Annotated in this window: 8 protein-coding genes and 2 pseudogenes; 5 read left to right on the top strand and 5 right to left on the bottom strand. The window is 42.4% G+C overall.

From position 1 onward, the window contains the following. A partial coding sequence (locus F6K37_RS18490; protein ID WP_287251515.1) for a hypothetical protein occupies window positions 1–214 on the top strand: 214 nt, incomplete at its 5' end. A 67-nt stretch (window positions 215–281) separates the two neighbouring features. After that, the gene (locus tag F6K37_RS18485; RefSeq protein WP_287251514.1) at window positions 282–1,586 is read left to right on the top strand and encodes a pentapeptide repeat-containing protein; all 1,305 of its coding nucleotides are present in this window, start codon (window positions 282–284) and stop codon (window positions 1,584–1,586) included. Window positions 1,587–1,869: 283 nt separating this feature from the next. Here F6K37_RS18485 and F6K37_RS18480 read toward each other — a convergent pair. Continuing rightward, window positions 1,870–2,943 (bottom strand): annotated as a pseudogene (locus F6K37_RS18480) (serine/threonine protein kinase); the annotation flags it as partial. Between the two features lie 83 nt (window positions 2,944–3,026). Further along, window positions 3,027–3,173 carry a hypothetical protein gene (locus tag F6K37_RS18475; protein WP_287251513.1) on the bottom strand — a complete coding sequence of 49 codons (147 nt, stop codon included), beginning with the start codon at window positions 3,171–3,173 and terminating at the stop codon, window positions 3,027–3,029. 23 nt (window positions 3,174–3,196) lie between these two features. Here F6K37_RS18475 and F6K37_RS18470 point away from each other — a divergent pair. Continuing rightward, window positions 3,197–4,312, top strand: a pseudogene (locus tag F6K37_RS18470) (ISAs1 family transposase); the annotation flags it as partial. 271 nt (window positions 4,313–4,583) lie between these two features. On the opposite strand, the gene F6K37_RS18465 reads toward F6K37_RS18470, so the two are convergent. The 3 genes from F6K37_RS18465 to F6K37_RS18455 all read right to left on the bottom strand — a co-directional run bounded on the left by F6K37_RS18465 (window position 4,584) and on the right by F6K37_RS18455 (window position 8,255). Next, window positions 4,584–5,912, bottom strand: coding sequence for a helix-turn-helix domain-containing protein (locus tag F6K37_RS18465; protein WP_287251512.1), 1,329 nt, complete (start codon window positions 5,910–5,912; stop codon window positions 4,584–4,586). A gap of 170 nt (window positions 5,913–6,082) precedes the next feature. After that, window positions 6,083–6,286, bottom strand: a complete 204-nt coding sequence (locus tag F6K37_RS18460) for a hypothetical protein (RefSeq protein ID WP_137985649.1) — start codon at window positions 6,284–6,286, stop codon at window positions 6,083–6,085. Window positions 6,287–8,132: 1,846 nt separating this feature from the next. Next, complete coding sequence (locus F6K37_RS18455) at window positions 8,133–8,255, bottom strand: hypothetical protein (protein WP_287251511.1); 123 nt, start codon at window positions 8,253–8,255, stop codon at window positions 8,133–8,135. A gap of 43 nt (window positions 8,256–8,298) precedes the next feature. On the opposite strand from F6K37_RS18455, the gene F6K37_RS18450 reads away from it, so the two are divergent. Then, the gene (locus tag F6K37_RS18450) at window positions 8,299–11,700 is read left to right on the top strand and encodes an aminotransferase class I/II-fold pyridoxal phosphate-dependent enzyme (RefSeq protein ID WP_287251510.1); all 3,402 of its coding nucleotides are present in this window, start codon (window positions 8,299–8,301) and stop codon (window positions 11,698–11,700) included. A gap of 132 nt (window positions 11,701–11,832) precedes the next feature. Next, the gene (locus F6K37_RS18445; RefSeq protein ID WP_287251509.1) at window positions 11,833–12,981 is read left to right on the top strand and encodes a sulfotransferase family protein; all 1,149 of its coding nucleotides are present in this window, start codon (window positions 11,833–11,835) and stop codon (window positions 12,979–12,981) included. The last annotated feature ends 32 nt before the right edge of the window (window positions 12,982–13,013 follow it).

The following is a 13,013-nucleotide window of genomic DNA, read 5'->3' as shown; positions in this document are numbered from 1 at the left end:
TATATCGCGCTTTGCTCAGAAGCAAGCGCTACTTAGGACTCCCGCCCTTAGTAACGCGATCGCAAGTTGTGGTAAATCATCTAAAAAATCTCCGGAAGAATTAGGGATAACTGGGTATGGTGTTAGATATAAGGGTGCCTATAGCATCCGTGTAGACAAATATATTCAGACCCTAATACCTGTGGACTGGATAGTGCCGACACGACTAGGATGAAGCAGGAAGAAACCATGACGCTGCCCTATTGTTAGCGTTTTTTTGTATTTTGGGATCGAATTGCATCATGGCAGACAAAGAGCATTTGGCTGTGCTCAAACGAGGGATAGATGCCTGGAATCAGTGGCGGAGGGAGAATCCTAACCTAGAGCCTGACCTGAGTGAGGCTAACCTCAGAGGGGCTGACCTCAGTAAGGCTGATCTCAGGCGGGTTAACCTGATCAAGGCTGACCTCAATGTGGCTAACCTCAGAGGGGCTAACCTCAGCGAGGCTAATCTCCTTGAGGCTAACCTCTGTTTATCTAACCTGATCAAGGTTAACCTTAACCAGGCTAACCTTTGCAAAGCTAAGCTCCGCTCTGCTAACCTCTACAAGGCTAACCTGATCGAGACTAACCTCAGCGGCGCTAACCTAATTGAGACTAACCTCTACAAGTCTGACCTTTGCAAAGCTAAGCTCCGCTCTGCTAACCTCTACAAGGCTAACCTAAGTCGAGTTAACCTGAGCAAAACAGACCTTTGTGGGTGTTACCTTGGCAGGGCTAACCTTAGTGGCGCTAACCCTAGTCTGGCTGAGTTTAGAAATGCCGACCTGAGCCAGGCAGACCTCAGAAGTGCCGACCTCAGTTGGGCTGACCTGAGCAAAGCTGACCTGAGTCGAGCTAACCTCAGCAAAGCTGACCTCAGTGGAGCTAACTTCAATAAAGCTGACCTGACCAAGGCTGACCTGACCAAGGCTGACCTGAGCGGAACTGACTTGAGCGAAGCTAACCTGACCAAGGCTGACCTGAGGGAGGCTTACCTGATTAGGACTCAAGCGTTAGACTGTAATTTTACTGAAGTAATCTTTACCGGAGCTTGTCTGGAAGATTGGAAAATTAATCAGGGCACGAAGCTCAAGCATGTGATTTGTGAGTATGCGTATCTAAAATATGACTATACACAAGACAAATTCATTGAACGTCGCCCTAGGAATGAAACTCAGAACTTTGCCCCAGGAGATTTTACTTGTCTGTTTCAGAAAGCCTTGGAAACTATTGACCTGACATTCAGTAATGGTATTGATTGGAAAGCTTTTTTGCTTTCCTTTCAACAGCTCAGGGAAAAATACGGTGAGGAATACCTATCAATCCAAGCTATCGAAAAGAAGAGCAGTGGTTCGTTTCTGATTAGGATTGAAGTACCACTAGATGCTAGCAAAGCTGAAATTGAGCGTCAGGCAAAAACACTGTATGACAATAAACTGAGTACCCTTGAGGGAATATATCGTGCAGAATTGAAAGCGTCCCATGACCAGCTAGCAAGCTCTCGTCAGCGCAGCGCAAATCTGTGGGAAATTGTTAAACAGCAAGCGAATAGACCGATTATTTAAGGCTTTTTCGTACCTGTGATGTTAAATTATTAATATGATTTACAAAATTATGGCTAAGCAATAGTTTTGTAAATTATTTATGGTTAGTTTATAAGGTTGAAGTATAAAATAAAGGTATAGCTATGTTTGGAGTCGTTTTAACTAACAGCTTGGAATAGTAAATCCGGAAAAGCCGCTAAAATAGATATTAGAAGATCATAGATGTTCTTGCTCTAGTACAAATGCTATGCATAAGTGACATGCTACCCTTGTTATTATTTTAATTAGCGCGGGTTGCAAACCGCTATATTTTCCTAGACAGTAACAGCTTGGATAATCTTTTAATTAATAAAATAAATTCTAAAGAAAATACTAGTGATATGGACAGGATACTGAGGATTACAAAAAGTAGCAAAAATACACCAGGGGTTAGATAATTTCCTTGGCTAAGTAAACCAAGTAAAAAGAAGTTGAGGACAAGGCTAAAAATTAATAATCCTGAATTAATAAAATTATAATTGCTACGCTTAACCCGTTTATTTTTATAATTATCATAATTATTAATATTATTATTGATCAAATAATCAATCATATATAACAAAATTATTTGGGGATCTTTTGGCCGATTTTGCCAATACGGTTCCATTAGAAAATCTATTAAATCCAACAGTCTTTCCGAAATATGTATTGCTTCATTTCGCCAGATCAACTTTCCAGTTCGGGAGTCTTTTGGAAAATCACTAGGGTGTTGACCACTGAGCAACCGCACAAAGGTACGACCTAAGGCAAAAAAATCAGATTGTGGATAAGCTTCTTGTTCATTAATGATCTCTGGTGGTACATATCCTAGGGTTCCAATACTGGTAGTTGGCGAAGTACTTTGTTGTTGAATAATGTATTTTTGGGTTAGTTCTTTAACTGCGCCAAAGTCAATTAATACCAGTTGTCCATTGGGTCTGATCATGATGTTATCCGGTTTAATATCCCTGTGTAAATACTTGGGATGGATTTCATTAAGTATTACTATCAGTTGTTTTAGCCAGTCAATTGCCTGCTCTTCAGTAATTAGTTGATTAGTCTGAACCAGCCACTCTTCCAACGTTAGTCCATCAATCTTCTCCATCACCAAGCAGTGTAAGAAGTCTTCTTGGTTATTGTCAGGTACAAAACGGAAGTAGCTATCTGGCTCAAATCGGGGAATTCCTGGATGATTGAGCTGCTTCAAAACTTCTACTTCTCGCTGAAACAACTCAACGGCTTTTTCTCTCGTCTTTGAATCACTAAAGTAACTTAATGTCAGAACTTTGATCACTTTCCTGTTACCTGACTGACTTGAGTTAATACCAAGCCAATCTTCTACTTCAAAGGTTTGACTAAAGTTACCGCTACCTCACTTTTTGATCAGGGTAATCGCATCTTATTTTGTATAAAATGTACTTGACAAATATTTAGGTGTGTTATCTAAATCCTGATCGCCCTTGAGGCTACCTCCCAGAAGCCCAAGCAGTTAACCTGAGAATCAACAAAATTTTCTATTTCCCGATCGTTGATCATGTCAAAAGGCAATGGCCGCACTTGTGCTGACACCTCAGCAACAACAACAGGCATTGATTCAATGAAAGAGTGTTCTTAAACACTTTCAACACCTACAGGATCCCCGTGTGGAAAGAACCCAGCATCACAGTTGAAGAGCGATAGTCACCATTGCCATTTTGGCCATCCTCTCTGGAGCCGATGGGTTTGTCGCCATTGAGACCTACGGCAAAGCCAAGCTTGGGTGGCATGAGACCTTTTTGGACTTACCCTATGGGATTCCCTCCCATGATACCTTTGGTCGGGTGTTGGGTCGGCTCGAACCCCAAGAGCTAGAAACCAGTTTCCTGAGTTGGATCAGCAGCATCACCGATAAATTAGGTATAAAGATGATTCATATCGATGGCAAGAGGTGAAAAGGTTCTTATGACCGAGAAAGCCAACTTAAAGCTCTGCACAGTGTCAGTGCCTGGAGCAGCGAACATGGGCTGGTGCTGGCTCAGCAAAAGGTCGAGAGCAAGTCCAATGAAATCAAGGCACTACCTCAGAGGCTGTTGTTGCTCAACCTTAAGGGAGCTGTGGTGACCCTCGATGCGATGGGAACCCAAATCCCCATTGCTGGGCAAATCAAGAAGGCCGAAGGAGACTATGTTTTGGCTCTCAAAGGCAACCAAGGTCAGCTCAGCCAGTCAGTAAAGGATTGGTTTAAGCAAGCTGAAGCTCAGAACTGGCAGGGGATTGAGTTCACTCACCACGCCTTGTATTGAAAGTGGGCATCACCGCAGGGATACTCGTCAGGTTTGGGCGGTGCCAGTGAGTCAATTACCGCGCCCTGCATCGGCAACCCCAATGGGTGGGCTTAACCACCGTGGTGATGGTTAAGACTACGCGAGAGTTATGGAACAAAACTACCAAGGAAGTTCGCTTTTACATCAGTAGTCTGGAACCGGATGCTCAGCGCCATAACCAGGTCATTCGCTCCCATTGGACTATTGAAAATAGTCTGCATTGGGTGCTCGATGTCACCTTCAACGAAGATGCGAGTCGGATTCGTCAGGGTTATGCTGCCCAAAACCTGGGGCTGTTGCGCCGTTTAAGTGTCAATTTACGTGGATCGCGAACCGTCCCGACTCAGTCTGAAGATGAAGCGTTACAAGGCCGGGATGGACAATGACTTTGTGATCAAAATTCTGGCAGCCAGTGTGGCTGAGTGAGGGGTTGGCTCAGATCAAGGCAAGTTTGAGGACAAGTTTGATCAGGTCATGGACTTCCTCATATAGCTCAAGCCATAGATCCAAAGCACTTTGTGGGACTTTAACACTAAATACATCAGTTTTGTGCATGTCATAACCTGCAGTTTACAGTCAAATTAATGGTCAAGTTAAAGTAATTTTAGAACTCGATCAAGATGCGATTACCCTGACTTTTTGATAACTTGGTAACGATTGTGTATTTCCTGTCCGATGTGAATCATAGTTACTTAAATCAGCCACCCTGGTACAAACGTTTGTTAAGATAGTTTTTAATTACAGGATCTACAGTAAAAAAAACTTCCCCCATATCCTGAGAATTTTTTTCAATAAGTGAACGTTGTAACAAATTATTTATAGATGTCTTTATTTCTGAACTCGCTCTGTTGGGATATGAAGAAAATTGAGCTAGCAAGTATTGAGTTGAAACTGGCTCGGTAGCCATGGCTAAATAGTTCATTAGCTCTTGATCGAAATCTGATAAGTGAGAAAATTGCTTGTCGAACATATTGATCAAAACATCACCAATAAATAATGACCCTTTGAGAAAATCCGAAATTTTACCATTATGGCAGTTTTGGATCGTCCTAACCGCAATTTTTAAGGCTAAGGGATGACCTTTGTAGCTATCAATTAATTGTCCCACTCCATGCACAGATTTACAAAGACCGTCCTTTGACAAAAGTGGTTTTGCTTCTTCCTTTCTCAAGCCTTTGAGTTGGAATTCCCGAATTCTTACTTCCCTGATTACTAGTTCCTTTACTTCCTGGGGAGGTTCTTGACTGGTCAACAACAAGCAGCTTTGATGGCGTTTTTTCCCAATACATTCCAGTAATTTTCTATACCCCTGGTAGCCCTCTTTGTAAATTCCAGAGGATTGACCAGCATCCAGGATCGCTTCTACTTCATCAAGCACTACCAAACAACGATGCTGGTTGAGGTAATACATTAGTCGCGATAGCAGGTTATTTAGAGTTGTTGATGAAGGGTTTTCCTGATGGTTGGACAAGAATTGGATCAGGTCACTCAGAAGTTCTTCAACAGATGGAGTATGGTTGAGCGTACGCCAAATCACATACTCAAACTGATCCTTAATCTGTTCAACTAGCTTCACTGACAAGGCAGTTTTGCCAATGCCAGTCATGCCCAAAATAGCCACCAATGGAGAGTTATCTGTGACAATCCATTGCTCTAGCTGAGCCAGTTCGTTGGTGCGTCCGTAGAAATCCGATACATAAGGTGCGTCACTTAAATCTAGTTTTAAGAGGGGACTACTCTCGGTCTGCTCAGGAATAGAGCTTGACGGTTGTGGGACTGACTCGAGAACTAGCCGAATATTTTTTTTGGTGACACGTTGTCCTGTTAGGTCTGACAGTTTCTTCCATAAGGAAGGAGCAGCCATTTTCTTAATATAATCGGTGGTGTATCCAGGAATATTCATCTCCTCGTAGGTTTTACCTGCCCAAGAGTCTTGGATTATCTTATGATCACGAGGAGACAGCTCTTTTTCTCCCTTGCCAATCAGCAAATTATTTAATTGGGTTAGTAATTTGTCAATATCCATGATGAATGTCAATAGGGAACACCAAAGGGGGAAGGGGTGATGAAAGATGTTTTATAGCGCTACGCGCAAGGCAAGAGGAATCCCCCCTAACCCCCCGCGCGTAAGGGGGGCGGGCAAGAGGCAAAAGTTTACGTGCATTAGCTTTTCAGCTTTTATCAATGTCAAACACCTTAATGCGTAGTGCTATATACCAAATTCCCTTTTCTAGCTGCTGTTAAGCCCAAAAAACTGAAACTCGCGGCTACACAAACTTTCGGGAGCACCTCAAGGACTGGGTTTTCCAGGGGTTTTTTAACCCGGATGTAGTATAACCAGTCTGGGTGCGTAAGTCCTAACTGCTCGATCGGGCATCCTGATTTCTGTGTGGGGTTCATGACAACTCCCTTGACTGACTGCTGACTTTTGACGGGATCTTTTTTATTCAAAGCGTTCCCGTAGCGGCTCAATGCTGAGCATCGCGCTCATTTCTGAATCCGCCAAGCCTTGTATTGATCCCAAGCGCGAGTGGGAGAAACCCCCCTTTGGCCTCGCTGCATCGCTATTCTACCCTGAATCATTATCATTAAGAGCTGATTCCTAAAGTAAATCTTAATAAGTCTGAAAGCCTTGCTATGATTGTCTTTTGGGTATTAAATAGTTCATTTGTTCTATTTTATGGCAAGCCTGATCCGACAAGGATTACAGCGAGTTTACGAATCAGCTCTAAGCCTAGTTTTTTGATAATAAGAGTTGAGCTGATATTTGATGGTGTTTTCCCCAGAAGCCCTGAAAAGTCAGGACTGACTGCCCCTATTTATTATACAGGAGTACTCAATTGGGTGAGGTACAAACTCCTGGGTTAATGGCAGTAGGGAGTAGGGAGTAGCGATGCAGCGCTGTCAAACTGAGATCTGGCACCATTGTCATTAATCGTAGGGTGGGCAGTGCCTAGGCTGTTCACTCTAGGACTACATAGAAACGGCATGAACTTTTATCGGCATAAGGGATTCAAACTCAACAGCCTAGGCAGCGCCGACCTGCGGGGGTTTCCCCCATCAGCGACTGCCGTGGTTGCCAAGGGGCAAACAGCAGTGCTGACCCAGGTGACCCACACAGCCACCTTGACCACGAGGGACGGCATCAAGACATTGAATGTACCTCATAAGTATGATCAACCCTATAGCTCCTCTTAAGCCCAGAGGACTGAAAGTCCCGGCTACAAAAACTTTCGGGAGCACCTCAAGGACTGGGTTTTCCAGGGTTTTTTAACCCGGATGTAGTATGACATGTCTGGGTGCGTAAGTCGTAACTGCTGGATCGGGCATCCTGAGTTCTGAGTGGGGTTCATGACTAGCCACTCCCTTGACTGACTGTCCCTATTATCCCATTCATGAGGATGATGTAAGCATATGCGCTACGCGCAGGCTACGCCAACAGCTATCAGCGTGTCGCGTATCAGCTATTAGCGTGTCGCGTATCAGCTTATGCCTTACATCACAGCGTCGTTCGCACAGCGTGGCCATTCGCGTAGCGTGGCCGTTCGCGTAGCGTGGCCAAAAGGCCAAAAGGCCAAGGCCAAAGCCTGTGCCACGCTACTTGAGGTGATGCGCGAATAACATAAGCTGACGGCTGACGGCTGACCACTGACCGCTGACCACTGACCGCTGACCACTGACCGCTGACCGCTGAATGCTTACAGGATTATTCATAAAGTTCATATGAATTGACCTTTAAAAGAGCTGAATTTTTGGGATTTTAATTCTTGGTTGCTTGCCATAGTATTGAATCGTAGGCCGTAAGAGATTTTTTTCAAAGTAAATCTTAAGTAAATCTTAAGTAAATCCTAATAAGTATGAAAGTCCTGCTATGGTTTTATGTTTTGTATTAAGCATTTCAATTGTTCGATTTTAGCGCAAGCCTGATCCTACAAGGATTACAGCGAGTTTGCGAATCAGCTCTCAAATACATCAAGTTGCCATCATCTCGACCGTCTATAACTCGATGGAATGACTTGATCACGAATTTATACCAGGGAATCTGATCTGAAAGAATCTGTTGTTTAGTGTGCCACTCAAGGACATCCAAACATATTGGTGCTAGAGGCAACTAATGATCAGCTGCCTTGGGAGCATGTCACTAATGCAGAGCATTTGTACTAAAGCTATAGCCCCCTCATAGGTTTTAGCTTGTTAAACTAAGCCGGGGAGTCGCCTCACCCGACTCGTCTACCCTTCGGGAAGGCTACGCCAACAAAACCGGACGTGAAGGTTTCCCTTCATCCGGCTCCTCATCATGGGAACCATTGACATTGGTCCCTCTACCATGGGTTGATATCCAACGACCTAGTGTTGATTCTTTTTCCATTTATATTGTTGTGATTTAAGCTGAAAGAGGTTTGCTATTCACTATGTACACTAAAGCCCCTTACCTACTTGAAGTAAAAAAGCCCTTCTCAAATGAAGTTTACTTACCCTTTGAAACGTTAGTTGATCTGCTAGAATCGCGAACTTTGCAGCAGCCTAATCAGCTTGGATTTACTTTCCTTACTGATGGAGAAAAAGAAGAAGTTCATCTTACCTATAAGCAATTAGAATTACAAGCCAGAGCGATCGCCGCTTCCTTACAAGCTCGCGTTTCAGAAGGAGAAAGGGTATTGCTCCTTTATCCTTCTGGTTTGGAGTATATTACGGCATTCTTTGGGTGTTTGTATGCGGGGGTAATTGCCGTTCCTGTTTATCCTCCCAAACGAAATCAGAAAATGTCTAGATTAAAGGCAATTGTTGCCGATGCTAATGCAACATTAGCGCTGACTGTAACACCTTTGTTGGATAATATTCAGGAGCGTTTTGCCGAACATCCAGAATTAGCGCGATTGTCTTGCTTGGCTACAAATAATATAGATATTAACCAAGCTTTAAACTGGCAAAAACCTGATTTAGAAAGGCGCACAATAGCTTTTATTCAGTACACTTCTGGTTCTACTGGAACTCCGAAAGGAGTGATAGTTAACCACAAAAACATCCTTCATAACTCGGAATATATAAAAACAGCATTTCAATTAACACCGAAAAGTGTTTCTGTATCGTGGCTCCCTATTTTTCATGATATGGGGTTAATTGACGGGATTCTCCAGCCTCTATACACAGGGTTTCATGGAGTTTTTATGTCTCCTGATGCTTTCGTGAGAAAACCCCTACGTTGGCTGGAGGCGATTTCACATTATGGAGCAACCCATTGTGGGGGTCCTAATTTTGGCTATGAACTTTGTCTGGACAAGATCGATATCGATCAAAGGACTACTTTGGATTTGAGTTCTTGGTTAACTGCTTATAGTGGCGCTGAACCCATACGATCTGAAACCATAAAGCGTTTTTCACAGTTTTTCGCTCCCTGCGGTTTTAAAGCCCAATTTTTCTATCCTTGTTACGGAATGGCTGAAACTACCTTAATGGTTTCGGGTGGCTTTGTGGACAGTAAACCTATTTACTTAAGAGTGCAAGCTAATGAACTGGAAAACAATCATATTGTGGTGGCTGATAATGATTCCAAAAATATCAAAGAGTTAGTTGGGTGTGGTCGTACTTGGTTGGATACAAAAGTTATTATAGCTGATCCAGAAACCTTAAATAAAACGTCGTCGGATCAAGTTGGTGAGATTTTGGTGTCAAGCGCTAGTGTTGCTCAGGGTTATTGGAAAAAGCCAGAAGAAACAAAGAAGACTTTTCAAGCATATTTAGCAGATACAGGCGAGGGACCCTTCCTACGGACCGGAGATTTAGGTTTTATCAGGAATGGAGAACTATTTATTACTGGTCGTCTTAAGGACTTAATTATTATTCGCGGTCGTAACCACTATCCTCAAGATATCGAGTTAACTGTTGAGCAAAGTAATCTAGCACTTCGTCCAAATTGTGGAGCTGCTTTCAGTGTGGAAGTGAATGGAGAAGAAGAGTTAGTTATAGTACAGGAGGTGAAGCGAGAATGTCTGCGCAAAATTGATATAGATGAGGTAAGCAGGTGCATTCGTCGGGCTGTGGTTGAAGAACACGAGCTACAGGTTTATGATGTGGTGCTTATCAAGACAACGTCAATTCCCAAAACCTCTAGTGGAAAGATTCAGCGGTCAGCTTGTAAACAAAAGTATTTAAATGGTGAGTTTGAGATGATTAAAGGTAGAATGCAAACAAACCCAATGGAGCCAAAGTTTGCAACGGAGTATAATACTGAAGCGTCTAATACCAATTCGCTAGCAATTTTAGAAAATTGGATGAAACAATGGATTTCTAGCAAAACAAAAGCAAACGTAACTCCCGAAGCAATTGACTCGACATCTCAGTTCGTAGACTATGGATTAGATTCAGTGCAGGCAATTGATTTTGCCTCTGAAGTAGAGAAACTTTTAGAAATTCGCCTAGCTGAGGGGATTATCTTCGTTTACCCGACAATCCGTGATTTGAGTCAGCATATTCTTCATCGATTAGGTAATGACGTTGATAAATTACTGGTCACCTTAGATGCTAATATTAGTTCAGCAGATGCATCTGATATAACCGTTCTCGATTCTTATTATATATCAGCTAAATTTAGTTCTATCGAAGATATTTCATTAGAACATTATCAATTTGATTTGCTGCCTGAATATCTAGATTTCAAAGAAAGGTTCTCAATTTATGAATCTGGAGAACTAAAGTATCCTTATTTCAGAGCAAAGCAGAAGTCAGCCAAGTCAACTATGTTAATTGATGATCAGGAATACATTGATTTTTCAAGTTTCGACTATCTGCGTCTTTCGAGTGACCCCGATGTTGTGAAAGCAGCACAACTGGCAATTGAAAGATACGGTACCTCAGCTGGTGCAAGTAGAATTGTTTCCGGGGAAACTCCTTTGCATAAAGAACTCGAAGAAACAATTGCTGCTTGGTTAGGAACTGAAGATGCAATGGTATTTGGTCACGGACATGCAACTAATGTATATGCTATTAGTTCCATTGTTGGTCCTAACGATCTAATCGTACACGACAAGTATATGCACAACAGTGCTGCGATGGGTAGTAAACTATCTGGTGCAACAATAATTCCTTTCCCTCATAATGATTTAAAGGCTCTTGATAAGATACTAGAACAGAAGCGACTACATTATCAAAGAGTTCTTATTCTAGTTGAAGGAGTTTACAGCATGGACGGAGATATTCTTTCCGATCTGCCTAAACTCATTGAGATTAAGGAGCATTATAAAGCATGGTTGTTTATTGATGAGGCTCATTCAATAGGTGTTCTTGGTGAAACTGGGCGAGGCGTAGGAGAACACTTTGAAATCGATTCAAGTAAGGTTGACATTTGGATGGGGACTATTAGCAAAGCTTTAGGTAGTAGTGGAGGTTATATTGCTGGTTGCAAATCTCTAATTAGTTACTTAAAACATTCCTCTCCAGGTTTTTTATTTACTGTTGGGGCTTCTCCAGCTAACGTGGCGGCAGGATTAGCAGCTATCCGAAAAGTTCAAGCTGAACCTCAACTAGTAGCGCAGCTTAAAGAGCGCGCCAAATTATTCTTAGAACTGGCCAAACAAAAGGGATTGAACACGGGGACTAGTAATGATTCAGGAATAATCCCTATTATTGTGGGCAATTCAGATCGAGCAGCAAAGTTAGCTGATGCTGCTTATAAACGTGGCATTAACGTCTTTCCTATTGGGTATCCGGCTGTGGAGTTTAACCAAGCAAGATTGAGATTCTTTATTTCTCCACTCCATACAGAAGAGCAGCTTAACTATACTGTGGAAACTATTGCTGAGTTACTAATGGGGTGATAGCTCTGTTAAACCTTTACTAAGCTTGGGTTGAGCTTTCAGCCCATTAGCTGTCTACATTTGACACAGATGATCCTCCAACCCCAATGCTAAGCAAATTTCTTGTCTTTGAAGTCTCCCTAAAAAAGAATTATGACCAACTATGTAGAAACCCCATTAGCAAGGGGCAATACCATAATTATGCTCCGCGACTCCTTGCAGAAAAACTCACTGATGACTCTTCTATCTTTCATCAGTAAATATGGTGTTGATCGTCCCTACCTGGGAAGAGCCTGCCTATATCTACTGGGAAGCCTAGCTGAATTTCCCTTTTCCTTGTACGAAGACCTTGTTTATGGTTCTCGCATCGAAGCTACACAGCTAAGAGTTGCTCCAGTGTTTATCATCGGTCATTGGCGGAGTGGTACTACACATCTTCACAATATACTTAGTCAAGATCCTCAATGGGCTACTCCAACACACATGCACGTTTTCTATTCGAGAACCTTTTTCACCTTCGAGGGATTTAGAGCCTTGTTTGCCAGTAGGCTACCGGAAGAACGAGGATACGACCAAGTAAAAGTAGGACTTGACGTACCCGAAGAGGAGGAAGAAGCGTTATTATCTTACTCTTACCGTTCTTTCTATCATGCTGTTATTTTCCCACGAATAGCTGATGAGTTCTTTCGACGTTACGCTTTGTTAGAGGACATAGATCCAGAAGAATTAGTGGCTTGGCAGCAAGACTATACATGGTTTTTGAAGAAGATTAGCCTTGCCTTTAATGGTCGTCCTCTGCTTTTGAAAAATCCCGTCAATACTTGTCGGATCGCTGCGTTGATACAACTCTTTCCTCAAGCTCGTTTTGTGCATATTTACCGTAACCCCTATGAAATTTTTGAGTCTAACATAAGAATGATCCAGATACATACGCATAATATCCGTCTTCAGAAGCTATTCCCTTTAGAAGAATTGCACAAAGGTATTCTACAAAGATATATACTGATGATGGAAGCCTACGACCGTCAATGTCAGGCACTTCCATCGGACAGGCTAGTTGAAGTTAGCTTTGAACAAGTTCGAGATTGTCCTTTAGAAGCATTACAACATATCTATACACAATTAAATCTTCCCGGTTTTACGAATGGTTTGCCTTACTTTAAAAAATATATAAGTAACCTAAAAAGTTACAAGCAAAACACTTACCACTATACCAAAGACAAATTGGATATAGTCCAACAAGCATGGGGGAAATGGCTTGATCGCTGGGGCTATCAACCACCATGTACCATAAGTGACTAGATTACGGTTCGACTAACCTTTTTCTATCCATA

Source organism: Moorena sp. SIO4E2 (assembly GCF_010671945.1).
Lineage (GTDB): Bacteria > Cyanobacteriota > Cyanobacteriia > Cyanobacteriales > Coleofasciculaceae > Moorena > Moorena producens.
The sequence above is the reverse complement of the archived record's forward strand: the minus strand, read 5'-3'. Positions and strand labels throughout refer to the sequence as shown.